Origin of the sequence: Pseudomonas sp. S11P7, from assembly GCF_023195435.1 — a bacterium.
Taxonomy (GTDB): Bacteria; Pseudomonadota; Gammaproteobacteria; order Pseudomonadales; family Pseudomonadaceae; genus Aquipseudomonas; species Aquipseudomonas fluorescens_G.
This window is the reverse complement of sequence record NZ_JALPKS020000002.1, coordinates 3782649-3806411: the sequence shown is the minus strand read 5'-3', so window position 1 is coordinate 3806411 and position 23763 is coordinate 3782649. Positions and strand designations below refer to the sequence as shown.

Below are 23763 nucleotides of genomic sequence, written 5' to 3'. Positions count from 1 at the left end.
GATCATGGTGGGGGGCTAAATCAACGTCTCGATACGCAGCGAATTGGTCGACCCCGGCTGGCCAAACGGCACGCCGGCAGTAATCAGCAGGGTGTCGCCACGCTCGGCCATGCCTTGTGCCTGGGCGATTTCCAGCGCGGTCGAGCAGACTTCGTCGACCTGGCGCAGGCGATCGTTGACCACCGAATGAATACCCCACGCCACGCTCAAACGCCGGGCCGTCTGCAGGTTCGGCGTCAGGTTGAGGATCGGCGCTTTCGGCCGTTCCCGCGATGCGCGCAGCGTCGAAGCGCCCGATTCGCTGTAGTTGACCAGCACCGCCACCGGCAGCACGTTGCTGATCCGGCGGATCGCGCAACTGATCGCGTCGGACACCGTCGCCTCGGCTTTTGGCCGGCTGACGTCGAGCTGGGTCTGGTAATCCGGGCCGTTCTCCACCTGGCGAATGATCTTGCTCATCATCTGCACCGCTTCCAGCGGATATTCGCCGGACGCGGTTTCCGCCGACAGCATCACCGCATCGGCGCCTTCGGCCACGGCGTTGGCAACGTCGGTGACTTCGGCACGGGTCGGCGCCGGAGAGAAGCGCATCGATTCGAGCATTTGCGTGGCCACCACCACCGGTTTGCCGAGTTCGCGGCAGGTGGTGATGATGTTTTTCTGAATCTGCGGCACGCTCTCGGCCGGCACTTCCACGCCAAGGTCACCGCGCGCGACCATGATCGCGTCACTCAGCGCAGCGATTTCACGCAGTTGCTCAACCGCCGACGGCTTCTCGATTTTCGCCATCAGAAAGGCCTTGTCGCCGATCAGTGCGCGGGCCTCGACGATGTCTTGCGGACGTTGCACGAACGACAACGCAACCCAGTCCACGCCCAGCTCCAGACCGAAGCTCAGGTCGCGACGATCCTTGGCGGTCAGCGGGCTGAGGTCGAGCACCGCTTGCGGCACGTTAACGCCTTTACGGTCGGACAGTTCGCCGCCGTTGAGAACCGTCGTGTCGATCGCATCGGCGTACTTGGTGACCACGCGCAGACGCAGCTTGCCGTCGTCGAGCAGCAAATCCATGCCGGCTTCCAGCGCAGCGATGATTTCCGGGTGCGGCAGATTCACCCGACGTTCGTCGCCCGGTGTCGCATCCAGATCGAGGCGGAACGCCTGACCGCGATGCAGCTGCACCTTGCTGTCGGCGAACTTGCCGACCCGCAGTTTCGGCCCCTGCAGGTCCATCAGGATGCCCAGCGGGTAATTGAGCTGGCGCTCGACTTCGCGGATCCACTGGTAGCGCTTGGCATGGTCGGCGTGATCGCCGTGGCTGAAATTCAACCGGAAGATATTCACCCCGGCCTCGACCAGTTCACGGATATCGTCGATGCCATCCACCGCAGGCCCGAGGGTGGCGAGGATTTTGACCTTTTTATCAGGCGTCATGGTTTGCAGTTCTCAAGGATCAGGATGGCGCGGAAGTCGTTGACGTTGGTGCGGGTCGGCTCGGTGACGATCAACGCGTCGAGCGCCTGGAAATAGCCGTAACCGTTGTTGTTATCCAGCTCGTCGCTGGCGCTTAAGCCCAGGGCCGCGGCGCGGGCGTAGCTGCTCGGGGTCATGATCGCGCCGGCGTTGTCTTCCGAGCCGTCGATGCCGTCGGTGTCACCGGCCAGCGCGTAAACGCCGGGCTGGCCCTTGAGGTTGTCGGTGAGGCTCAAGAGGAATTCGGCGTTGCGCCCGCCGCGGCCATTGCCGCGCACGGTCACAGTGGTTTCGCCGCCGGAGAGAATCACGCACGGCGCCGCCAGTGGCTGGCCGTGATTGATGATCTGCCGGGCGATACCGGCGTGGACCTTCGCCACTTCGCGGGATTCGCCTTCCAGATCACCCAGAATCAGTGTGCTGAAACCGGCCTGACGGCATTTCACTGCGGCGGCATCCAGCGATTGCTGCGGACGGGCGATCAACTGGAAATGGCTGCGCGCCAGACTTGGGTCGCCGGGTTTGACGGTTTCCGATTCCGGGCTTTGCAGCCAGTTGCGCACCGAGGCCGGAATGTCGATGCCGTAGCGTTTGATGATCGCCAGGGCTTCGGCGCTGGTGCTCGGGTCGGCCACGGTCGGGCCGGAGGCGATGACCGTGGCGAGGTCGCCGGGTACATCGGAAATCGCGTAGGTGTAAACCGTGGCCGGCCAGCAGGCTTTGCCGAGACGGCCGCCCTTGATCGCCGAGAGGTGCTTGCGCACGCAGTTCATCTCACCGATGGTCGCGCCGGATTTGAGCAAGGCTTTGTTGATCGACTGTTTGTCGGCGAGGGTGATGCCTTCGGCCGGCAACGCCAGCAGGGCAGAGCCGCCACCGGAGAGCAGGAAGATCACGCGGTCGTCTTCGGTCAGGTTGCTGACCATTTCCAGCACGCGTTTGGCCACGGCCAGACCGGCCGCGTCCGGCACCGGATGCGCGGCTTCGACCACTTCGATTTTCTCGCACGGAGCGCCGTGACCGTAGCGGGTCACCACCAGGCCGGACACTTCTCCCTGCCAGCAGCGCTCGACCACTTGCGCCATCGCCGCAGCGGCTTTACCGGCACCGATGACGATCACCCGACCACTGCGGTCGGCAGGCAAATGGGCTTCGAGAACCTGGTTCGGATGGGCCGCGTCGATGGCTGTGGCAAACAGCTCGCGCAGCAGTTGTTGCGGATCGACCGACATGGCGGGCTCCCGGAATTCTTGTTATTCGAAAGGACAACTAAGATCCCTTGTGGGAGCGAGCCTGCTCGCGAAGGCGGTGTGTCAGCCAACATGGATGTTGAATGTGAGACCGCTTTCGCGAGCAGGCTCGCTCCCACAGGGTTTTGTGCAGGGCTTATTTTTTGTCGCGAATCGAGAAATTGGCCATGTGTTCCAGGCCCTTGATCAGCGCCGAGTGGTCCCAGTTGCTGCCACCGATGGCCGCGCAGGTGCTGAACACCTGCTGGGCGTTGGCGGTGTTCGGCAGGTTGATGTTCAGCTCTTTGGCGCCTTGCAGGGCCAGGTTCAGGTCCTTCTGGTGCAGGCTGATGCGGAAGCCCGGGTCAAAGGTGCCTTTGATCATGCGCTCGCCGTGCACTTCAAGGATCTTCGAGGAGGCGAAACCGCCCATCAGCGCTTCACGCACCTTGGCTGGATCGGCGCCGTTTTTCGAGGCGAACAGCAGCGCTTCAGCGACGGCCTGAATGTTCAGCGCAACGATGATCTGGTTGGCAACCTTGGCGGTCTGACCGTCGCCATTGCCGCCGACCAGGGTGATGTTCTTGCCCATGGCCTGGAACAGCGGCAGCGCGCGTTCGAAGGCATCGGCGTCGCCACCGACCATGATGCTCAGGGTCGCGGCTTTGGCGCCGACTTCACCGCCGGACACTGGCGCGTCAAGGTATTGCGCGCCTTTCTCGTTGATCTTGGCTGCGAAGGCTTTGGTGGCAGTCGGCGAAATCGAGCTCATGTCGATGACGACTTTGCCTTTGCCGATGCCGGCAGCGACGCCGTCGGCGCGGAACAGCACATCATCGACCTGCGGGGTGTCCGGGACCATGACGATGATGAATTCAGCTTCCTGCGCCACTTCGCGTGGATTGGCCAGCGCGACGGCGCCCGCGGCAACGAGGTCGGCCGGCGCGGCGTCGTGGTGCGCCGACAGGAACAGGCTGTGACCGGCTTTCTGCAGGTTCGCCGCCATTGGGTGGCCCATGATGCCGGTGCCGATGAATCCGATTTTAGCCATGAGAAATTCCTCTTGTTTTTATTGCTGCTTCAAGCAAAAAGGGAGCTGTTTTTAATGTGGGAGCGAGCCTGCTCGCGAATTCGGTAGAACATTCAATATCCGTGTTGACTGACCCACCGCATTCGCGAGCAGGCTCGCTCCCACAGGGATTTGCAGTGTTTCTTAGATTGCGTTGTGGGTTTTCAGCCAGCCCAGGCCAGCCTCGGTGGTGGTCAGCGGCTTGTACTCGCAACCCACCCAACCCTGATAACCGATGCGATCAAGGTGTTCGAACAGGAAGCGGTAGTTGATCTCGCCAGTGCCCGGTTCGTTGCGCCCGGGGTTGTCCGCGAGCTGCACATGGTTGATCTCGCCCAGATGCGATTGCAGGGTGCGGGCCAGATCACCTTCCATGATTTGCATGTGATAAATGTCGTACTGCAGGAACAGATTGGCGCTGCCGACCTGCTCGCGAATCGACAGGGCCTGCGCGGTGTTGTTCAGGTAGAAACCCGGGATGTCGCGGGTGTTGATCGCTTCCATCACCAGTTTGATGCCCACCGCTTGCAGCTTGTCGGCGGCGTATTTGAGGTTGGCGACGAAAGTCTTTTCCACGGTGGCATCGTCGACGCCCTGCGGACGAATACCGGCCAGGCAGTTGATCTGGGTGTTGCCCAGCACTTGCGCGTAGGCAATCGCCAGATCGACCCCGGCGCGGAACTCTTCGACCCGATCCGGCAGGCAGGCAATCCCGCGCTCACCCTTGGCCCAGTCACCGGCCGGCAGGTTGAACAGCACTTGGGTCAGACCGTTGGCGTCTAGTTTTGCCTTGATTTCAGCCGAGCTGAAGTCGTACGGGAACAGGTATTCCACGCCACTGAAACCGGCCTTGGCGGCGGCGTCGAAACGGGCAAGGAAATCCTGTTCGGTGAACAGCATGGACAGGTTGGCTGCGAAACGCGGCATGGTGGTCTCCCGTTCTAGATTCTCGTTCCCACGCTCTGCGTGGGAATGCCTCAATGGACGCTCTGCGTCCGCTTTGGGACGCAGAGCGTCCCGGGCTGCGTTCCCACGCAGACGGTTCGACGCCTCGACGTGGGAACGATCAGCAGTCAGCAGTCAGTCAAGCAACGAAATCGCCGTCGGCGCGTCGTTGCCGACCAGTGCCAGGTCTTCAAACTCGTTGACCGCGTTGATCTCGGTACCCATGGAGATGTTGGTCACACGCTCCAGAATGATCTCGACGATCACCGGCACCTTGAACTCTTCGATCATCTGTTCGGCCTTGCGCAGGGCCGGGGCGATTTCCGATGGTTCGAATACCCGCAGTGCTTTGCAGCCGAGGCCTTCGGCGACTGCGATGTGGTCAACGCCGTAACCGTTGAGTTCCGGCGCGTTGAGGTTATCGAAGGACAGCTGCACGCAGTAGTCCATTTCGAATCCGCGCTGCGCCTGACGGATCAGGCCCAGGTACGAGTTGTTCACCACAACGTGGATGTACGGCAGTTTGAACTGAGCGCCGACCGCCAGTTCTTCGATCATGAACTGGAAATCATAGTCCCCCGACAGGGCTACGACTTTGCGGTTCGGATCGGCCTTGACCACGCCCAGCGCCGCCGGAATGGTCCAGCCCAACGGACCGGCCTGACCACAGTTAATCCAGTGACGCGGTTTGTAGACGTGCAGGAACTGCGCGCCGGCAATCTGCGACAGACCAATGGTGCTGACGTAGCAGGTGTCCTTGCCGAACACCTGGTTCATTTCTTCGTAAACGCGCTGCGGCTTGACCGGCACGTTGTCGAAGTGGGTCTTGCGATGCAGGCTGGCCTTGCGCTGCTGGCAATCCTGCAGCCAGGCGCTGCGGTTCTTCAGCTTGCCAGCGGCTTGCCATTCACGAGCCACTTCGATGAACACGGTCAGCGCAGCGGCGGCGTCGGAAACGATGCCCAGATCCGGCGTGAACACACGGCCGATCTGCGTGCCTTCGATGTCGACGTGAATGAACTTGCGACCTTCGGTGTAGACGTCGACCGAACCGGTGTGACGGTTGGCCCAACGGTTACCGATACCCAGCACCACGTCGGATTTGAGCATGGTCGCGTTGCCGTAGCGGTGCGAAGTCTGCAGACCGACCATGCCGACCATCAGCGGGTGATCGTCCGGGATCGTGCCCCAGCCCATCAAAGTCGGGATGACCGGGATGCCGGTCAGCTCGGCGAACTCCACCAGCAGATCGCTGGCGTCGGCGTTGATGATGCCGCCACCGGCCACCAGCAATGGACGCTCGGCCTGATCCAGCAAAGCCAGCGCCTTCTCGACCTGCACGCGGGTGGCGGTCGGTTTGGCCAATGGCAGTGGCTGATAAGCGTCGATGTCGAATTCGATTTCGGCCATCTGCACGTCGAACGGCAGGTCGATCAGCACCGGGCCCGGGCGGCCGGAGCGCATTTCATAGAAAGCTTTCTGGAACGCGTAAGGCACCTGGCCCGGTTCCAGAACGGTGGTCGCCCACTTGGTCACTGGCTTGACGATGCTGGTGATATCGACGGCCTGGAAGTCTTCCTTGTGCATACGGGCGCGGGGTGCCTGGCCGGTAATGCAGAGGATTGGAATCGAGTCAGCCGAGGCGCTGTAGAGCCCGGTGACCATGTCGGTACCGGCCGGGCCGGATGTACCGATGCACACGCCGATGTTGCCGGCCTTGGTGCGGGTGTAGCCCTCGGCCATGTGCGAGGCGCCTTCAACGTGGCGAGCAAGGACGTGATCGATGCCACCGACCTTCTGCAAGGCGGAGTACAGCGGGTTGATCGCTGCGCCCGGGATGCCAAAAGCGGTATCAACCCCTTCACGGCGCATCACCAGAACGGCGGCTTCGATTGCTCTCATTTTGCTCATGGTTTTGTGCCTCTTTACGTTTTGTAATTGTATACAAGTGGCTTTGCGCAGAGTGTATTCACGGCGGACGGCGCAGGTCAATCCATTTTCTCAAGCGCCTGTTTCATTCTTCGGAAGCCCGTATGAGTGTGGCTTTTCGTCGCATGTGGCGCTTTTCGAGAATTATTGTATACAAAAAAATAGCTCATTGTGTTCTATTTGTGGGATCGGACTGCGGCAGAAACGCGCAGCCCCACGACTTTCCCTATAACAAAATGAGGACGGCACCATGAGCGCTTTAACCTTGAAAGTCGCAGTCAACCTGGTCAGCGAAGCCATCAACGCCGGGCGCGGCATCAACGCCGCACCGTTGACCATCGCGGTACTCGATACCGGCGGCCACCTGATCGCCCTGCAACGCGAAGACGGCGCCAGCCTGCTGCGCCCCAACATCGCCATTGGCAAAGCCTGGGGCGCGATTGCCCTGGGCAAAGGCTCGCGTCTGCTCGCCCAGGACGCGCAACAACGCCCGGCCTTCATTGCTGCACTCAACAGCATGGGCCAGGGCAGCGTCGTCCCGGCACCGGGCGGGGTGTTGATTCGCGATCAGGCGGGGGTGGTGCTGGGGGCGATCGGGATCAGTGGGGATTTGTCGGATGTGGATGAGCAGGTGGCGATCAAGGCGGTGGAGGCGCTGGATTTGAGGGCGGATGGGGGGGTGGTTTCCTGAATTGGCGTTGATTGAGCTATCGCCATCGCGAGCAGGCTCACTCCTACATTGGATTCGCGTCGGACACAAATTGTCTGAACACCACAATCCCCCTGTAGGAGTGAGCCTGCTCGCGATAGCTTTCGCCCAGACACATCCTGCCAACAGTCTGTCTGATCCATTCGCATACCCCGTACTAGCCTTCTACGAATCAATCATGGGGGAGGCAAAGGAATGCCAGATCTACCTGCTGCACATAAACTGCGAGTCGGGCGATATGCCGAAGTTAGCCGAATCTATCTGCTGACCAGTAACACCCATCAACGAAGGCCGGTTTTCGGGGATTTTGCCTTGGGAAAGCTGGTCGCTGATCAATTCCAAAATGCCCAGGATTCCGGGCTTGTGAATTCGCTGGCTTGGGTCGTCATGCCTGATCATTTCCATTGGCTCATTGAATTACGGCGAGGCTCATTGAGTGAGCTCATGCAGAAAACCAAATCGATGAGTACCAGATCAGTCAGACAGGCTACCGGAGATAACAGTGTCCTCTGGCAGCGAGGTTTTCATGATCGTGCGTTGCGGCGGGAGGAGGATCTGGTGAAGGTGGCGCGGTATGTAGTAGCCAACCCATTGCGGGCCGGGCTGGTGGAAAAGCTTGGTGACTATCCGCTGTGCGATCTGGGTTTGAGTTGAGACCGAGTCGTCTGGATCGCGAGCAGGCTCACTCCTACAGGGGTACGCATTCCAAATGTAGGAGTGGGCCTGCACGCGATAGCGTCGCTACGGTGTTTCAGTCCAGCTCACACCCCTTCAACACCAACCGGATAATCGTCTGCGCGGCCGCTTCATAATCCGCTTCATCCAGCTTGTCCTTGCCGGTTACCGCTGAAATCTGCCAGTCGAAGTCGGCATACGTCTGGGTCGCGGCCCAGATGCTGAACATCAGGTGGTTGGGGTCGATCGGGGCGATCTGGCCGCGGTCGATCCAGGTCTGGATACAGGCTATGTTGTGCTTGGCCTGGGCGTTCAGTTGTTCGACCAGGTCGGCGTTCAGGTGTGGGGCGCCGTGCATGATTTCGCTGGCGAACACCTTGGAGGCGAAGGGCAGGTCGCGGGAGATGCGGATCTTCGAGCGGATGTAGCCGCTGAGCACTTCGCTCGGCACGCCGTCCGGGTTGAACGGCGTCGAGGCCTGCAGAATAGGCTCGATAATGCTTTCCAGTACCTCGCGGTAGAGGTTTTCCTTGGATTTGAAATAGTAGTAGACGTTGGGCTTGGGCAATCCCGCCTTGGCGGCGATGTCGCTGGTTTTGGTCGCCGCGAAGCCCTTGTCGGCAAACTCCTCGCTGGCGGCACGCAGGATCAGTTCTTTGTTGCGCTCGCGGATTGTGCTCATAAACCCGGTGGTTCCTTGCCTGTTCTGGCGGTGGCGCATGGTAGCACCGGCCTCGCGCGGCGCTCAACAATGCAACACGCGGCCTGCGGTCGCGTTATGCTTCGCAACATTCATACACAGAAGGAAACAGGATTCATGGCAGGAAGCAGTTTGCTGGTGCTGATCGACGATATTGCTACCGTTCTGGACGACGTGGCGTTGATGAGCAAAATGGCCGCCAAGAAGACCGCCGGAGTGCTCGGCGATGATCTGGCGCTCAATGCCCAGCAGGTTTCGGGCGTGCGCGCCGAGCGGGAAATTCCCGTGGTCTGGGCGGTGGCCAAGGGCTCGTTCGTCAACAAACTGATTCTGGTGCCGTCGGCGCTGGCGATCAGTGCGTTCGTGCCGTGGCTGGTCACGCCGCTGTTGATGGTCGGCGGTGCGTACCTGTGCTTCGAGGGCTTTGAAAAGCTCGCGCACAAGTTTCTGCACAGCGATGCTGAAGACGAAGCAGGGCACGCGCAGCTGACTGAGGCCGTCGCCGATCCGGCGACCGATCTGGTGGCTTTTGAAAAGGACAAGATCAAAGGTGCGATTCGCACTGACTTCATCCTGTCGGCAGAAATCATTGCGATCACCTTGGGCACCGTGGCTGATGCTTCGTTGACGCAGCAAGTGATCGTGATGTCTGGTATCGCCATCGTCATGACGGTTGGCGTTTACGGTTTTGTGGCAGGCATCGTCAAGCTCGACGATCTCGGTTTGTGGCTGACCCGGAAGCCTGGGCAGTTCGCGAAGACAGTCGGCAGCGGCATTCTGAGCGCGGCACCGTACATGATGAAAACCCTGTCGGTGGTCGGTACGGCGGCGATGTTCCTGGTCGGCGGCGGCATCCTCACCCACGGCGTGCCGGTGCTGCATCACTGGATTGAAGGCGTTGGCGCGGCGGCAGGCAGCGCCGGGTTTGCGGTGCCGATGTTGCTTAATGGTGTCGCGGGGATCATCGCCGGTGCGGTGGTGCTGGCGGTGGTTTCCGTCTTTGGCAAGCTCTGGAAAGCTCTGAAAAACTGATCAGCAACACATAACAAATGTGGGAGCGAGCCTGCTCGCGAATGCGGTAGTCCAGTCAATATCTACGTCGACTGATACGCCGCCTTCGCGAGCAGGCTCGCTCCCACAATGTTTTGTGACAGCCTTTTTACTCGGCAACCTGCAACTTGCGCGCCTCGGTATACACGTAACGCACCTTCTCGTACTCGAACGGCGAGTTCATCTGGCCGTAGCGGAAGCTGGTCTGATAGCGCTTGTCGACCGCGCGCAAAGCCCAGACTTCCGGGTGGTTGGAACTGACTTCCGAGACGTTGAGGAAGTTGATCGCCGATTCAGCGGTGTAGTCCACGGCAAGGCCCGCCGTGTCGCGGATGTTCGACGGGCCGAGGATCGGCAGTACGAAGTAGGCACCGCCCGGTACACCGTAGAAGCCCAGCGTCTGACCGAAGTCTTCGCTCTGGCGCGGCAGGCCCATGGCGGTGGCCGGGTCCCACAGACCGGCGATGCCGATCGTGGTGTTGAGCAGCAGCCGCGCGGTGGTTTCCATCGAGCGCTGGCCCTTGAACTGCAACAGGCTGTTGACCAGGTTCGGCACGTCGCCGAGGTTGTTGAAGAAGTTGCTCACCCCGGTGCGCACGAAGCTTGGAGTGATGTAGCGGTAGCCATCGACTACCGGCAGGAACACCCATTGGTCGAAGCGGTAGTTGAAGTGGTAAACCCGGCGGTTCCACGACTCCAGCGGGTCGTAGACGTTCAGCGCGTTGAGCGTCGAGCGCTCGAATTCGCGCTGGTCCAGGCCCGCGTTGAATTTCAGTTTGGTCAGCGGTTCCTTGAAACCGTCGCTGTCGACCACCACCGGCGCGTTGGCTTTGCTGTTGTCGGCCTGGGCCACGCCTGCACAGAGGAGCGCTGTAATCAGCAGGAGATATTTAGCCACGGAAGAACTCCAGCATGGCGTCGCTGTTGACGCGGTAGTTAAGGTTGCCGCAGTGGCCGCCCAGTGGGTAAACGGTCAGGCGATCACCGAAGGTCTTGCGCAGGAAGCCAAGATCGCCGGGGCCGAGGATCACGTCGTCGGCGTTGTGCATCACGGCAATTTTCGGGCTGGCTTGCAGATAATCTTTCAGCGCGTACAGGCTGACCTGATCGATCAGTTGCAGCAGGCTGCCGCCGTCGGTGCGCGCGCGCCACATCGGAATCACCTGCTCGGTGATGTAGCAGTCGAAATCGCACTGCAGCGCACGCTTGAGGAACGGCGTGAGGCTGGTGCCTTCGGTGATCGGGAATTTCGGCGGGGTGATCAGGCCGCGACGGTTGATCAGGTCTGACGTGAAGGCGATGTCGGCCGCCGAGAAGCGGAACGACGTGCCGATCAGCATCGCCATCTGCTCATTGGTCAGGTGCTGCTTGGACTGTTGGAAGTCGTAGAGCAGTGCGTCATTGAGGTCGATGTAGCCTTTCTGCTGGAAGTAGCGGGTCAGCTTGGTCAGCACCAGTTCATAAAAGGTGGTGCTGCTGTTGATGCCTTTGACTTCGGTCTGCACCAGCTTGTCGAGGTTGGTTACCGAGGTATACAGGTTCACCGGCGGGTTGAGCAGCAACACTTTCTTGAAGTTGAAGCTGCGGCGCGTTTCGTCCAGGTGCGCGACGAAGGCGGCATCGAGGGCACCGAGGCTGTAACCGGTGAGGTAGTACTCGGTCACCGGCAGTTTCGGGTTCTGCGCCCGCACGGCCTGCATCACCCGGTACATGTCTTCGGCGTCTTCCTTGGTCACGCCCGGTGTGGCGAAACGTGAAGCGGCGCTGATGAAGTCGAAGCTGGTCGGCGACGACAACTGCACAACGTGGTAGCCAGCCTTGTAATAGAGCTTTTTCAGGTATTCGTTGAGCGTGCTGTCATACCGCGCACCGGTGCCGGCAATCAGGAAGATCAGCGGTGCCGGCTTGTCTTGCGTGGCGATGCGATAAGTGAGCTTTTTCACTGCCCAGAAATTGTCCGGCAGGATGAACTCGCGTTCCGGGCGCAGGGTGACGCTGCGATCGGACTGGTTGATGTCGTCATCGAGCGGCAGTTCAGGGCGCAGATCCGGCGGTGTCGTGGCGATGGTCGCCTCGAACGGATTGGTCAGGGGGTAGCCATAACTGGCGGCGTCGATATCCACCGCCAGTGCGGACGCACTCAAAATAAGGCCGCTGAACAGCGCGGCGAAGCGCAAGGAACGGAGCATGACTAGATCCCTTAGAGGAAGGTGCCGAATGAAGTTCGCAGGCTATGACCACCGGGCTTGCGCCAAAGTGCCATGCTGCGGCACCAAACAGGCGGAATTCGGAGTAATAGTAGCTGGACGATACACTTTGCACGGCCCGAATGAACAGTTAAGTGTTGTTAGCGCTTGCGTATGCAGAGCGGCAGATTAAGCTGGCCGCCGATTTCCACAGATTGGAGTGCTCCATGTCCCGCCGCTTGCCCGTGATTGTGCTGCTCGTACTGTTGCCGTTGTGGCTGGCGGCCAGTTATGCCGCGCGTTATGGCTTTATGGAAGACGGCCAGTGGGTCGGCATTTGCGTCGACGAGGCCAGTCGTTGGGAATGCGTGGTGCGTTCGAACCTTGGGCTGATGATTCATTTCAAGGTATTGGGCTGGGCGGCGCTCGGTATGGCGCTGATCGGCTTCGTTGTGCCGGGACGGGCAGGGTGGTGGCTGGCAGTGCTGGCGCTGGTGATCGGCTTGCCGGCGCTGGCGTTGTACAACACCACGTTGGCGGTGTTTGCCGTGGTGATTGGCGGGTTGCGCCTGGTCCGTTAGTCCCGCAGCGCCTGACAGTCAGCTATCGCGGGCAAGCCCGCTCCCACAGGGATTGATGTCAACACAACATTTGTGTACAGCAGAAATCCTGTGGGAGCTGGCTTGCCAGCGATGGCGGTTTCGAAGGTGCAGGAATCAGGCCTTGCGAACCCGCAGGCAGCGCCACAACGCCGCCACCATCAATATGCTTACCAGCGCCCAGCCCCACGCCAGCTGATTCAACAACCCTTCCTGATACAGCTGCGGCGCAATCCCCGCACCGATCATAAGGGTCAGCAGAGCAATCTCCCTGCGCGGCACGCTCACCGGGCGGCACACATAAACCAGCGCCGGCAGCACGAACGCCATGCTGGCAAAGCTGCGATAGCGCGGATCGAAGACCATTTCCAGCATCATCACCGCCGCAGCAAAACCGGCCGCGGCCACCAGCCAGCCGGCGCGCCGCTCAAACCAGGCGAAAACACGCCCACGCCAGCCGGCGCGCGCGCTCAAAGTCAACGCAGCGTGCACCAACACCAACAAATTCAACAGCGTCAGCAAACCGACCCACAGCCACTCGCTGGCAAACCGCGTGGTCAATCGCGCCAGATCGCCCCAGGCGCCGATCGAGCAAGCGGCGAGGGCGCCCAGCAACGGTAACAGCAGCGCCGAACGCGTGGTCCGAACGCGACCGCCAAGCATCAGCGTGCCGATAAAAATCACCCCACCGAGCGCCAGCCACTCCTTCCAGTACGGCACATTGCTCACCGGCCCGGCGAGTACGCCCTTGTCCTGGCGATCGGCATCGAACAAGCCCCAATAACCGCCGACGGCGCCTTCGCTCCCGCGTTTCCACGGTTGATCAAACGCTTCGATCAGGTTGTAACGCCAGCCTTCCTCCTCGGCCATCGCCACGAACCCGCGAATGAATTTCGCTTCGTTGACCCGGCTCGGCACGGCGGTCTCGCGCTGGCGGCCTTCGCTCGGCCAGCCGGTTTCGCCGATCATCACGTCCTTGGGCGCGAACTTGTTGCCGAACACCTGACGCACATCGGCGACATGCTGCAGGGCAACGTCTATGTTCGACGGATCATCTTCCCAATACGGCAATAAATGAATGGTCAGGAAATCCACTGCCGGTGCGACTTCCGGGTGCTTGAGCCAGAACTCCCAGACATCGGCATAGGTGACCGGCTGCCTGACCTGGCTTTTGACCTTGTTGATCAGTCTGACCAGTTGTGCGCCCGTGACTTCTTTGCGCAGCAAAGCCTCGTTGCCGACGATGACGGCCGTGACCACGTCGGGGTTGGCGTTGGCCGATTTGATCAGCAGGTCGACTTCATTTTGAGTGTCGACCGGATTGCTGTTGACCCAGGCGCCGATCATCAATTTCAACCCGTGCTTGCGCGCCAGCTCCGGCAACGCTTCGAGGCCGGTCATCGAATAGGTCCGAATGCACTCGAAACGCGTCGCGAGCAATGCGAGGTCGGCGTCCATGCGCTCCGGGCGCAACTTGAACGGCACGTCGAAGGGCGACTGGTCTTTATCGAATGGAGTGTAGGAGGCGCATTGCAGCTTGTGCGTCGGGGTGGCCGCGTCCGGCAGGATCACCGCTTGGCCGAGCCCGAACCAGAAGCCACCGAGGGCAAACACGCCGAGCAGGCAGGCGAACAGATAAGGCAGAAAAGGAAAACGGGACGTCGCGGTCATGGTCAGGCCGAGTGGCTGCAAAGCGACGCATGTTACCTGCATTTATAGAGGGGTTGGTGAGCCGCATGCTGACGACATGCAAAGTTCAGGCGGATTGTCTGGCGTCAATTAATAAGGCGCGATTAATGGCGTTCTGATGTCGTTTCTCGTTGCCTTGAGGTCGCTGACAGAGCAGGTCGCGGGCCGCTTGAGGTTGATGATCGAACCATCAGTACCCTTTTTGAAAAATCGGCTGATGTTCGGTGTGTGAGGTCCGGCGTGATGGGGGCGCCGTGCACCATAACAATACGTTGACGATGCCCGGCATCCGTCGGGCGCAGCATTTCGGGGAAGTAAACGATGAAGATGCGACGACTTTTAGGCGCAGGTGCCGTGCTGGCGCTTGCGATGAGTTCCAGTTTCGCCAACGCTGAAAAACAGACCCTGAACATCGGTTACGTTGACGGCTGGTCCGACAGCGTCGCGACCACCCATGTGGCGGCCGAAGTGATCAAGCAGAAACTCGGTTACGACGTGAAGCTGCAAGCCGTTGCCACCGGGATCATGTGGCAGGGCGTGGCGACCGGCAAACTCGACGCCATGCTCTCGGCGTGGCTGCCGGTGACCCACGGCGATTACTGGACCAAGAACAAGGATCAGGTCGTCGATTACGGCCCGAACTTCAAGGATGCAAAAATCGGCCTGATCGTGCCTGAGTACGTCAAAGCCAAATCGATCGAAGACCTGAAAACCGATGACACCTTCAAAAACCGCATTGTCGGTATCGATGCCGGTTCAGGCGTGATGCTCAAGACCGATCAGGCGATCAAGGACTACGGTCTCGACAAGTACAGCCTCAAGGCCAGTTCCGGCGCCGGCATGATTGCCGAGCTGACCCGCGCCGAGAAGAAAAACGAGTCCATCGCCGTCACCGGTTGGGTGCCGCACTGGATGTTCGCCAAGTGGAAACTGCGCTTCCTCGACGACCCGAAAGGCGTGTATGGCCAGGCTGAAACCGTCAACAGCATCGGTAGCAAAGGCCTTGAAGCCAAGGCACCGGAAGTGGCCAAGTTCCTGAAGAACTTCCAATGGGCGTCGAAAGACGAAATCGGCGAAGTCATGCTGGCGATTCAGGATGGTGCCAAGCCTGATGCAGCCGCCAAGGAGTGGGTGGCCAAACACCCGGATCGCGTAGCCGACTGGACCAAATAAACGCAAATAGCTTCGAATCATCGCAAACCCTGTGGGAGCGGGCTTGCCCGCGATAGCGGTCTGTCAGTTGACTATTCAGTTGACTGAAACGACGCCATCGCTGGCAAGCCAGCTCCCACAGGTTTTTGTGTGTGCTAAAGAATGGCAAATACGTCATGGCCATCTACTACTAAGGTCGTCTGGAACCTCTCTCGCAGCCGCATACATTAGCTACGTTCCAACAATAATCTGTGCTGCGAGGATAAAAACAATGAACGACAGCATTTACCTCTCGATTCAAAACAGTCCCCGATTCAAGGAGCTGGTCAAGAAAAGGGAACGATTCGCCTGGATTCTCTCGGCAATCATGCTTGGGCTGTACTCCGCATTCATCCTGCTGATCGCGTACGGGCCGCATGTGCTCGGGGCGAAACTCAGTCCGGAATCTTCGATTACCTGGGGCATCCCGATCGGTGTCGGCCTGATCCTTTCGGCCTTCGTCCTGACCGGCATCTACGTGCGCCGCGCCAATGGCGAGTTCGACGACCTGAACAATGCGATTCTCAAGGAGGCTCAGCAATGATCCGGCGTCTACTTGCTCTATTAAGCGTTGCCGCGTTCGCGCCCGGCGCCTGGGCCGCTGATGCCCTGACCGGTGCCGTGGCCAAACAGCCGCTGAACATTCCGGCAATCCTGATGTTCGTGGCCTTCGTCGGCGCGACGCTGTACATCACCTACTGGGCTTCGAAGAAAAACAACTCGGCCGCCGATTATTACGCGGCGGGCGGCAAGATCACCGGTTTCCAGAACGGTCTGGCGATTGCCGGCGACTACATGTCGGCGGCGTCCTTCCTGGGGATTTCCGCGCTGGTGTTCACCTCCGGCTACGATGGCCTGATCTACTCGATCGGCTTCCTGGTGGGCTGGCCGATCATTCTGTTTCTGATCGCCGAGCGTCTGCGTAACCTGGGTAAATACACCTTTGCCGACGTGGCGTCCTACCGCCTCGGGCAAACCCAGATTCGTACCCTGTCGGCCTGCGGTTCGCTGGTGGTGGTGGCGTTTTACCTGATCGCACAAATGGTCGGTGCCGGCAAGCTGATCCAGCTGCTGTTCGGCCTTGATTACCACGTTGCGGTGATCCTGGTCGGTGTGCTGATGTGCATGTACGTGCTGTTCGGCGGCATGCTGGCGACCACTTGGGTGCAGATCATCAAGGCGGTGCTGCTGCTGTCCGGTGCCTCGTTCATGGCGCTGATGGTGATGAAGCACGTTGGCTTCGACTTCAACACGCTGTTCTCCGAAGCCATCAAAGTGCACGCCAAGGGCGAAGCGATCATGAGCCCGGGCGGCCTGGTCAAGGATCCGATCTCGGCGTTCTCGCTGGGTCTGGCGCTGATGTTCGGTACCGCTGGCCTGCCGCACATTCTGATGCGCTTCTTCACCGTGAGTGACGCCAAGGAAGCGCGCAAGAGCGTGCTCTACGCGACCGGTTTCATCGGCTACTTCTACATCCTGACCTTTATCATCGGCTTCGGCGCGATCCTGCTGGTCAGCACCAACCCTGCCTTTAAGGATGCCGCGGGCGCCTTGCTCGGTGGCAACAACATGGCGGCGGTGCACCTGGCCAACGCGGTGGGTGGCAGCATCTTCCTCGGCTTCATCTCGGCGGTAGCGTTCGCGACCATTCTCGCGGTGGTGGCTGGCCTGACGCTGGCCGGTGCTTCGGCGGTGTCGCATGACCTGTACGCCAGCGTGATCAAGAAGGGCAAGGCCAACGAGAAGGATGAGATTCGCGTGTCGAAGATCACCACCATCGCTCTGGCGGTGTTGGCGATCGGTCTGGGCATTCTGTTCGAAAGCCAGAACATTGCGTTCATGGTCGGCCTGGCGTTCTCGATTGCGGCCAGTTGCAACTTCCCGGTGCTGTTGCTTTCGATGTACTGGAAGAAGCTGACCACGCGCGGTGCGATGATTGGCGGCTGGTTGGGGCTGATCAGTGCGGTGGGCCTGATGATTCTTGGCCCGACCATTTGGGTGCAGATCCTGCATCATGAGAAGGCGATCTTCCCGTATGAGTACCCGGCGCTGTTTTCGATGATCATTGCCTTTATCGGGATCTGGTTCTTCTCGATTACTGACAAGTCGGCGGCGGCGGACAACGAGCGGGCGCTGTTCTTCCCGCAGTTTGTGCGGTCGCAGACGGGGTTGGGGGCGAGTGGGGCGGTTTCGCACTAAAGAGCGGTTTTGAGCTGCAAGCTACAAGCTACAAGGGAATGCCCTGATCGAGAGATTGGGGCATTTTTGTTGTGGGCGGTTATTGGGTGGTTTGGTGTGTATATCCGTTGCTGCGGGTGTTGCTTCTGGCGGTTTCGCCTGACGGCGACTCACTTTTTTACAAACGCCTAAAAAAAGTAAGCAAAAAAACGCTTGCTCCTGCGTTCGGCCCTCGCAGGCTCGGGTCCCTTCGCTCCGGGATCGATCCGGGCGCAGCGGCTACGGTTTGCTTCGCTGCACCTCCTTCCGCTGTGTCTGGCTGCGCCAGACGGTCGCTGCGCTCCCACGCCCGGATCAATCCCTCCACTCAGCCTTCCGATGTCGCCGGTGGATCAAGATCAAAAGCAGGCGAGCTGACACTCGGCCTATTGAGTGGTGAGAAGCGGCGCATGGCTTTTGATTTTTGGTGTGACTGCCCCTCACCCCAGCCCTCTCCCGAGGCAGAGGGAGCCGATATGCTTTGGCTTTGAAAATCGCGTACGACTCGGAATCGCAGGTTGGCGTATCTCTCGCATTCACCTCGGTCAGTCCCCTCTCCCTCCGGGAGAGGGCTAGGGTGAGGGGCTTTTGATTTTGCTTTTGATTTTGATCTGGCTCTTGATCTTTTGATCTTTTGCCCCTTCGGCAGGCTGAGTGAAGGGATTGATCCGGGTGTGGGAGCGCAGCGACCGTACGACGAAGTCGTACACAGCGGAAGGAGGTGCAGCGAAGCAAACCGTAGCCGCTGCGCCCGGATCGATTCCGTAACGAAGGAACCCCGAGCCCCAGCGAGGGGCCGAACGCCGGGGCAAAGCCTTTTGCTTACTTTTCGGCGTCTGGAAAAGTGAGTCGCTGTAAGAGCGAAACCGCCAGCGGCAACACCCGCAGCAACGGATATGCCCCCAATCCCCCCAAACAAAAACGGCCTCTATATAAGAGGCCGTTCCTGACACACCACTAAACCATCACAACAGGAAAACCTTACTTACGGTCTTCCAGCTTGATGATGTCACGCGACTCGTAACCGGTGTACAGCTGGCGCGGACGGCCAATCTTGTACGGGCTCGAGAGCATTTCCTTCCAGTGCGAAATCCAGCCGACAGTACGTGCCAAGGCGAAGATCACGGTGAACATGCTGGTCGGAATGCCGATCGCCTTGAGGATGATCCCCGAGTAGAAGTCGACGTTCGGGTACAGCGAGCGTTCGATGAAGTACGGGTCGGTCAGGGCGATCTCTTCCAGGCGCATGGCCAGTTCGAGTTGCGGATCGTTGTTGATGCCCAGTTCCTTCAATACTTCGTCGCAGGTCTGCTTCATGACCGTTGCGCGAGGGTCGCGGTTCTTGTAGACGCGGTGACCGAAGCCCATCAGCTTGAATGGGTCGTTCTTGTCCTTGGCCTTGGCGATGAATTTGTCGATGTTCGAGACATCGCCGATTTCATCGAGCATGGTCAGTACGGCTTCGTTCGCACCACCGTGAGCAGGGCCCCACAGTGCGGCGATACCGGCGGCGATACAGGCGAACGGGTTGGCACCCGAGGAGCCGGCCAGACGCACGGTGGAAGTCGACGCGTTCTGCTCGTGGTCGGCGTGGAGGATGAAGATCCGGTCCATGGCCTTGGCGAGCACCGGGCTGATCGGTTTGATCTCGCACGGGGTGTTGAACATCATGTGCAGGAAGTTTTCCGCGTACGTCAGGTCGTTGCGCGGGTACATCATGGGTTGGCCCATGGAGTACTTGTAAACCATCGCTGCCAGGGTCGGCATCTTCGCAACCAGACGGATCGCCGAGATTTCGCGATGCTGCGGGTTATTGATGTCCAGGGAATCGTGGTAGAAGGCCGAGAGGGCGCCGACTACACCGCACATGACGGCCATCGGGTGGGCGTCGCGACGGAAACCGTTGAAGAAGGTTTTCAGCTGCTCGTGAACCATGGTGTGGTTTTTCACGGTGCTGACGAACTGGGCCTTCTGTTCTGCCGTCGGCAATTCGCCGTTGAGCAGCAGGTAGCAGGTTTCCAGGTAGTCCGACTTTTCAGCCAGCTGTTCGATCGGGTAGCCGCGGTGCAACAGAATGCCGTTGTCGCCGTCGATATAGGTGATCTTCGACTCGCACGAGGCGGTCGACATGAAACCCGGGTCGAACGTGAAGCGGCCCGTGGCCGTCAGGCTCCGAACATCGATTACATCGGGACCAACGGTGCCGGTTAAAATGGGCAGCTCGACGGGGGCTGCGCCCTCGATGATCAACTGCGCTTTTTTGTCAGCCATGTGGCCTCCTATTTATGCTTGAACCATCAGACAGACCCCCCACGCAGGGCCCGCACCACTATAGTGAGATAAATTCGAATGTCAATTTGCCTAAAGTCTTGCTCCAGAAGGCTTTAAGCGCACTTTTTCCTCGAAATTGACTGCCATTTACGCCTTTTATGCGACTTGTGCAATCCGCTATTGGGGGTAGGTGAACGCGTTGTCATTAGTAGCCTAACTGTCTATACTCGGCCACCGACCGCCAAGGGCTTTTGGGCTTGCTTTCATTGGGGGTCGCATCCCTGGGTGGTGGTTACCTGACCAGTGCACTCCCCAACAACTTTGCCCTGATTGTTAGGGGCTCTTCAGTGTGAAAAAAAAGCCGTGAAAAGCCAACGACCTGTAAACCTAGACCTAAGGACCATCAAACTCCCAGTCACTGCTTACACGTCCATTCTTCACCGTATCTCCGGTGTCATCCTCTTCGTGTGCCTTGCCATCATGCTTTATGCATTGGACAAGTCGCTGAGCTCCGAGGAAGGCTTCGGTCAGGTGAAAGCGTGTCTGACCAGTCCGCTAGCCAAGCTAGTGATTTGGGGCATCCTGTCCGCTCTGCTGTATCACCTGGTAGCCGGTGTGCGCCACTTGATCATGGACATGGGCATCGGTGAGACGCTGGAAGGCGGCAAACTGGGCTCGAAAATCGTTATCGCCGTTTCCGTGGTGGTAATCGTTCTGGCAGGAGTCTGGATATGGTAACTAACGTCACTAACCTGTCGCGTTCGGGCCTCTATGACTGGATGGCGCAACGTGTGTCTGCGGTCGTTCTCGCGGCTTACTTCATCTTTCTGATCGGATACATCGTCGCCAACCCTGGCCTCGAGTATGCCCAGTGGCATGAACTGTTCGCCCACAACGGAATGCGTATTTTCAGCCTGCTGGCCCTTGTTGCACTCGGCGCTCACGCCTGGGTCGGCATGTGGACCATCGCGACCGACTACCTGACGCCAATGGCGTTCGGCAAGTCCGCAACGGCAATACGTTTCCTTTTCCAGGCAGTTTGCGGCGTTGCGATGTTCGCTTACTTCGTCTGGGGTGTGCAGATTCTCTGGGGTATCTGAGTCATGGCTAACATTCCAACGATTTCTTTCGACGCCATCATTATCGGTGGTGGCGGTGCCGGCATGCGCGCTGCGCTGCAGCTGGCACAGGGCGGGCACAAGACTGCGGTGATCACCAAGGTTTTCCCGACCCGTTCGCACACTGTTTCCGCCCAGGGCGGCATCACCTGCGCCATCGCGTCCGCTGACCCGAACGATGACTGGCGCTGGCACATGTACGATACCGTCAAGGGTTCCGACTACATCGGTGACCAGGACGCGATCGAATACATGTGTCAGGAAGGCCCGGCTGCGGTGTTCGAGCTGGACCACATGGGTCTGCCGTTCTCGCGAACCGAACAAGGCCGTATCTACCAGCGTCCGTTCGGCGGTCAGTCCAAGGACTACGGCAAGGGCGGTCAGGCTGCACGTACTTGCGCCGCTTCCGACCGTACCGGTCACGCGCTGCTGCATACCCTTTATCAGGGCAACCTGAAAGCCGGCACCACGTTCCTCAATGAGTACTACGCTGTCGATCTGGTGAAAAACCAGGAAGGCGAATTCGTTGGTGTGATCGCGATCTGCATCGAAACCGGCGAAACTTCGTACATCCGCGCCAAGGCCACCGTATTGGCCACTGGCGGTGCAGGCCGTATCTACGCCTCCACCACCAACGCTCTGATCAACACCGGTGACGGCGTTGGCATGGCCCTGCGTGCCGGCGTGCCGGTGCAAGACATCGAAATGTGGCAGTTCCACCCGACCGGCATCGCCGGCGCCGGTGTACTGGTGACCGAAGGTTGCCGTGGTGAAGGTGGTTACCTGATCAACAAGCACGGCGAGCGTTTCATGGAGCGTTATGCTCCGAACGCCAAAGACCTTGCCGGCCGTGATGTGGTTGCCCGTTCGATGGTTAAAGAAATCATCGCCGGCAACGGTTGTGGTCCGAATGGCGACCACGTAATGCTCAAACTCGACCATCTGGGCGAGGAAGTGCTGCACAGCCGTCTGCCAGGCATCTGCGAACTGTCGAAGACGTTTGCACACGTTGACCCTGTCGTTGCGCCGGTTCCGGTTGTTCCGACCTGCCACTACATGATGGGCGGCGTTGCCACCAACATTCATGGCCAGGCGATCACCCAGAACGCCGAAGGTCAGGACCAGATCATTCCGGGCCTGTTCGCGGTAGGTGAAGTGGCTTGCGTATCGGTTCACGGTGCCAACCGCCTGGGCGGCAACTCGCTGCTCGACCTGGTGGTCTTCGGTCGCGCTGCCGGCCTGCACCTGGAAAAGGCCCTGACCGACGGCATCGAATACGACGACGCTACCGAGTCCGACATCGAAGCTGCCCTGTCGCGCCTGAACGCACTGAACAACCGTACCGACGGTGAAGACGTTGCGACCCTGCGTCGCGAGCTGCAAAGCTGCATGCAGAACTACTTCGGCGTATTCCGTACCGGCGAATACATGCAGAAAGGCATCGCTCAGCTCGCTGACCTGCGTGCCCGCATCGCCAACGTGAAGATCAACGACAAGTCGCAGGCGTTCAACACTGCACGAATCGAAGCGCTGGAGCTGCAAAACCTGCTGGAAGTGGCTGAAGCCACCGCCATCGCGGCCGAAGTACGTAAAGAGTCCCGCGGCGCGCACGCCCGTGAAGACTTCGAAGACCGTGACGACGAAAACTGGCTGTGCCACACCCTGTACTTCCCGGGTGACAAGCGCGTCACCAAGCGTGCCGTCAACTTCTCGCCGAAGACTGTTCCGACTTTCGAACCTAAAGTCCGGACTTATTAAGGGTGACCGCCATGTTGCAAGTCAGTGTTTATCGCTACAACCCTGATCAGGACGCTGCGCCGTTCATGCAGGATTTCCAGGTCGATACCGGTGGTAAAGACCTGATGGTGCTGGACGTGCTGGCCCTGATCAAAGAGCAGGACGAGGGTTTCTCCTATCGTCGCTCTTGCCGTGAAGGCGTCTGCGGTTCCGACGGCATGAACATCAACGGCAAGAACGGTCTGGCGTGCATCACGCCGCTGTCCGCCGTCGTAAAAGGTAACAAGCTGATCGTTCGTCCACTGCCAGGTCTGCCGGTTATCCGTGACCTGGTCGTCGATATGAGCATCTTCTACAAGCAATACGAGAAGGTGAAGCCTTACCTGCAGAACGACACGCCGGCTCCGGCCATTGAGCGTCTGCAATCGCCGGAAGAACGTGAAAAGCTCGACGGTCTGTACGAGTGCATCCTGTGCGCCTGCTGCTCGACTTCGTGCCCATCGTTCTGGTGGAACCCTGACAAGTTCCTCGGTCCTGCTGCACTGCTGCAAGCCTACCGCTTCCTGGCTGACAGCCGTGACACCAAGACCAGCGAGCGTCTGGCTTCGCTCGATGACCCGTTCAGCGTTTTCCGCTGCCGGGGCATCATGAACTGCGTCAACGTATGTCCGAAAGGCCTGAACCCGACTAAGGCCATCGGTCACATCCGTAACATGCTGCTTTCGAGCGGCGTGTGATTCAGCTGCTGTAACGTTGCACCGTAGAGGCTGTGGCGCGGGCTTCAACCCGCGTCATGGCTATAACCAGAGCAGTAGCCACAAGCTGCCGCTCTTATTTTGAAGAAATGAGACAAGCAGGGGCATCCGGGCTGGTACCCGGACTATCAGTGTGATCCTAAGTGGCTTGTTTTAGTCGCTGCATTCGGACTTCTGCAAGTTTGCTCGGTGTCGACGCCGATGGTGTTCCCCTAACCGAGGGT

General features: G+C 59.5%; 21 protein-coding genes. 11 read left to right on the top strand and 10 right to left on the bottom strand.

The window, feature by feature from the left end; all coding sequences use genetic code 11:
- Positions 1-15: 15 nt before the first annotated feature.
- From pyk to gcl, 5 genes are all read right to left on the bottom strand, one after another.
- Complete coding sequence (pyk, locus tag M0746_RS17460) at positions 16-1431, bottom strand: pyruvate kinase (protein ID WP_258450052.1); 1416 nt, start codon at positions 1429-1431, stop codon at positions 16-18.
- Positions 1428-2702: a glycerate kinase type-2 family protein gene (locus M0746_RS17455; RefSeq protein ID WP_258450051.1), complete on the bottom strand. Its 1275-nt coding sequence runs from the start codon at positions 2700-2702 to the stop codon at positions 1428-1430. Before M0746_RS17455 ends, pyk begins: the two co-directional genes overlap by 4 nt.
- A 154-nt stretch (positions 2703-2856) precedes the next feature.
- Entirely contained in the window at positions 2857-3750 is an 894-nt protein-coding gene (locus M0746_RS17450) for a 2-hydroxy-3-oxopropionate reductase (protein ID WP_064594449.1), read from the bottom strand.
- 162 nt (positions 3751-3912) lie between these two features.
- A complete protein-coding gene (gene hyi / locus M0746_RS17445; RefSeq protein ID WP_093103367.1) occupies positions 3913-4695 on the bottom strand; it encodes a hydroxypyruvate isomerase in 783 nt (260 codons plus the stop codon).
- A gap of 153 nt (positions 4696-4848) precedes the next feature.
- Positions 4849-6624 (bottom strand): glyoxylate carboligase, encoded by a 1776-nt coding sequence (gene gcl / locus M0746_RS17440; RefSeq protein ID WP_042607573.1) that lies wholly within the window; start codon positions 6622-6624, stop codon positions 4849-4851.
- A 268-nt stretch (positions 6625-6892) separates the two neighbouring features.
- Here gcl and M0746_RS17435 point away from each other — a divergent pair, with 268 nt between their 5' ends.
- Both M0746_RS17435 and M0746_RS17430 read left to right on the top strand, forming a co-directional pair.
- A complete protein-coding gene (locus tag M0746_RS17435; protein WP_203421250.1) occupies positions 6893-7333 on the top strand; it encodes a GlcG/HbpS family heme-binding protein in 441 nt (146 codons plus the stop codon).
- 213 nt (positions 7334-7546) lie between these two features.
- The gene (locus M0746_RS17430) at positions 7547-8005 is read left to right on the top strand and encodes an REP-associated tyrosine transposase (protein WP_258450050.1); all 459 of its coding nucleotides are present in this window, start codon (positions 7547-7549) and stop codon (positions 8003-8005) included.
- A gap of 97 nt (positions 8006-8102) precedes the next feature.
- On the opposite strand, the gene M0746_RS17425 is transcribed toward M0746_RS17430, so the two are convergent.
- Positions 8103-8708 (bottom strand): TetR/AcrR family transcriptional regulator, encoded by a 606-nt coding sequence (locus tag M0746_RS17425; protein ID WP_258451500.1) that lies wholly within the window; start codon positions 8706-8708, stop codon positions 8103-8105.
- A gap of 135 nt (positions 8709-8843) precedes the next feature.
- On the opposite strand from M0746_RS17425, the gene M0746_RS17420 reads away from it, so the two are divergent.
- Positions 8844-9758: a DUF808 domain-containing protein gene (locus tag M0746_RS17420; protein ID WP_258450049.1), complete on the top strand. Its 915-nt coding sequence runs from the start codon at positions 8844-8846 to the stop codon at positions 9756-9758.
- A gap of 127 nt (positions 9759-9885) precedes the next feature.
- On the opposite strand, the gene M0746_RS17415 is transcribed toward M0746_RS17420, so the two are convergent.
- Complete coding sequence (locus M0746_RS17415) at positions 9886-10674, bottom strand: MlaA family lipoprotein (protein ID WP_206414944.1); 789 nt, start codon at positions 10672-10674, stop codon at positions 9886-9888.
- The gene (locus M0746_RS17410) at positions 10667-11965 is read right to left on the bottom strand and encodes a serine/threonine protein kinase (protein WP_208938196.1); all 1299 of its coding nucleotides are present in this window, start codon (positions 11963-11965) and stop codon (positions 10667-10669) included. Before M0746_RS17410 ends, M0746_RS17415 begins: the two co-directional genes overlap by 8 nt.
- Before the next feature lie 224 nt (positions 11966-12189).
- Between M0746_RS17410 and M0746_RS17405 the strand changes: the two genes are divergently transcribed.
- Positions 12190-12543: a hypothetical protein gene (locus tag M0746_RS17405; RefSeq protein WP_258450048.1), complete on the top strand. Its 354-nt coding sequence runs from the start codon at positions 12190-12192 to the stop codon at positions 12541-12543.
- A 135-nt stretch (positions 12544-12678) separates the two neighbouring features.
- On the opposite strand, the gene M0746_RS17400 is transcribed toward M0746_RS17405, so the two are convergent.
- Entirely contained in the window at positions 12679-14274 is a 1596-nt protein-coding gene (locus tag M0746_RS17400) for a glycoside hydrolase family 17 protein (protein ID WP_258450047.1), read from the bottom strand.
- Between the two features lie 297 nt (positions 14275-14571).
- Here M0746_RS17400 and M0746_RS17395 point away from each other — a divergent pair, with 297 nt between their 5' ends.
- The 3 genes from M0746_RS17395 to M0746_RS17385 all read left to right on the top strand — a co-directional run bounded on the left by M0746_RS17395 (position 14572) and on the right by M0746_RS17385 (position 17640).
- Positions 14572-15423, top strand: a complete 852-nt coding sequence (locus tag M0746_RS17395) for a glycine betaine ABC transporter substrate-binding protein (protein ID WP_208938193.1) — start codon at positions 14572-14574, stop codon at positions 15421-15423.
- Positions 15424-15673: 250 nt separating this feature from the next.
- Positions 15674-15985, top strand: coding sequence for a DUF485 domain-containing protein (locus tag M0746_RS17390; RefSeq protein ID WP_090282412.1), 312 nt, complete (start codon positions 15674-15676; stop codon positions 15983-15985).
- Positions 15982-17640, top strand: a complete 1659-nt coding sequence (locus M0746_RS17385; RefSeq protein ID WP_042607583.1) for a cation acetate symporter — start codon at positions 15982-15984, stop codon at positions 17638-17640. Before M0746_RS17390 ends, M0746_RS17385 begins: the two co-directional genes overlap by 4 nt.
- A 999-nt stretch (positions 17641-18639) precedes the next feature.
- Here M0746_RS17385 and gltA read toward each other — a convergent pair.
- Positions 18640-19929, bottom strand: coding sequence for a citrate synthase (gene gltA, locus M0746_RS17380; RefSeq protein WP_093103347.1), 1290 nt, complete (start codon positions 19927-19929; stop codon positions 18640-18642).
- Between the two features lie 363 nt (positions 19930-20292).
- Between gltA and sdhC the strand changes: the two genes are divergently transcribed.
- From sdhC to M0746_RS17360, 4 genes are read left to right on the top strand one after another with little or no spacing between them, the layout of a single operon-like run.
- Positions 20293-20667: a succinate dehydrogenase, cytochrome b556 subunit gene (gene sdhC / locus M0746_RS17375; RefSeq protein ID WP_016773673.1), complete on the top strand. Its 375-nt coding sequence runs from the start codon at positions 20293-20295 to the stop codon at positions 20665-20667.
- Positions 20661-21029: a succinate dehydrogenase, hydrophobic membrane anchor protein gene (gene sdhD, locus M0746_RS17370; protein ID WP_008049683.1), complete on the top strand. Its 369-nt coding sequence runs from the start codon at positions 20661-20663 to the stop codon at positions 21027-21029. Before sdhC ends, sdhD begins: the two co-directional genes overlap by 7 nt.
- Positions 21030-21032: 3 nt before the next feature.
- Positions 21033-22805, top strand: coding sequence for a succinate dehydrogenase flavoprotein subunit (gene sdhA / locus M0746_RS17365; protein ID WP_042607585.1), 1773 nt, complete (start codon positions 21033-21035; stop codon positions 22803-22805).
- An 11-nt stretch (positions 22806-22816) separates the two neighbouring features.
- Positions 22817-23521: a succinate dehydrogenase iron-sulfur subunit gene (locus M0746_RS17360; protein WP_016773675.1), complete on the top strand. Its 705-nt coding sequence runs from the start codon at positions 22817-22819 to the stop codon at positions 23519-23521.
- The last annotated feature ends 242 nt before the right edge of the window (positions 23522-23763 follow it).

Bases quoted from the DNA above. Each gene is read 5' to 3' on its own strand.
- pyk (WP_258450052.1), bottom strand. From the start codon at position 1,431: ATGACGCCTGATAAAAAGGTCAAAATCCTCGCCACCCTCGGGCCTGCG.
- M0746_RS17455 (WP_258450051.1), bottom strand. From the start codon at position 2,702: ATGTCGGTCGATCCGCAACAACTGCTGCGCGAGCTGTTTGCCACAGCC.
- M0746_RS17450 (WP_064594449.1), bottom strand. From the start codon at position 3,750: ATGGCTAAAATCGGATTCATCGGCACCGGCATCATGGGCCACCCAATG.
- hyi (WP_093103367.1), bottom strand. From the start codon at position 4,695: ATGCCGCGTTTCGCAGCCAACCTGTCCATGCTGTTCACCGAACAGGAT.
- gcl (WP_042607573.1), bottom strand. From the start codon at position 6,624: ATGAGCAAAATGAGAGCAATCGAAGCCGCCGTTCTGGTGATGCGCCGT.
- M0746_RS17435 (WP_203421250.1), top strand. From the start codon at position 6,893: ATGAGCGCTTTAACCTTGAAAGTCGCAGTCAACCTGGTCAGCGAAGCC.
- M0746_RS17430 (WP_258450050.1), top strand. From the start codon at position 7,547: ATGCCAGATCTACCTGCTGCACATAAACTGCGAGTCGGGCGATATGCC.
- M0746_RS17425 (WP_258451500.1), bottom strand. From the start codon at position 8,708: ATGAGCACAATCCGCGAGCGCAACAAAGAACTGATCCTGCGTGCCGCC.
- M0746_RS17420 (WP_258450049.1), top strand. From the start codon at position 8,844: ATGGCAGGAAGCAGTTTGCTGGTGCTGATCGACGATATTGCTACCGTT.
- M0746_RS17410 (WP_208938196.1), bottom strand. From the start codon at position 11,965: ATGCTCCGTTCCTTGCGCTTCGCCGCGCTGTTCAGCGGCCTTATTTTG.
- M0746_RS17405 (WP_258450048.1), top strand. From the start codon at position 12,190: ATGTCCCGCCGCTTGCCCGTGATTGTGCTGCTCGTACTGTTGCCGTTG.
- M0746_RS17400 (WP_258450047.1), bottom strand. From the start codon at position 14,274: ATGCAGGTAACATGCGTCGCTTTGCAGCCACTCGGCCTGACCATGACC.
- M0746_RS17395 (WP_208938193.1), top strand. From the start codon at position 14,572: ATGAAGATGCGACGACTTTTAGGCGCAGGTGCCGTGCTGGCGCTTGCG.
- M0746_RS17390 (WP_090282412.1), top strand. From the start codon at position 15,674: ATGAACGACAGCATTTACCTCTCGATTCAAAACAGTCCCCGATTCAAG.
- M0746_RS17385 (WP_042607583.1), top strand. From the start codon at position 15,982: ATGATCCGGCGTCTACTTGCTCTATTAAGCGTTGCCGCGTTCGCGCCC.
- gltA (WP_093103347.1), bottom strand. From the start codon at position 19,929: ATGGCTGACAAAAAAGCGCAGTTGATCATCGAGGGCGCAGCCCCCGTC.
- sdhD (WP_008049683.1), top strand. From the start codon at position 20,661: ATGGTAACTAACGTCACTAACCTGTCGCGTTCGGGCCTCTATGACTGG.
- sdhA (WP_042607585.1), top strand. From the start codon at position 21,033: ATGGCTAACATTCCAACGATTTCTTTCGACGCCATCATTATCGGTGGT.
- M0746_RS17360 (WP_016773675.1), top strand. From the start codon at position 22,817: ATGTTGCAAGTCAGTGTTTATCGCTACAACCCTGATCAGGACGCTGCG.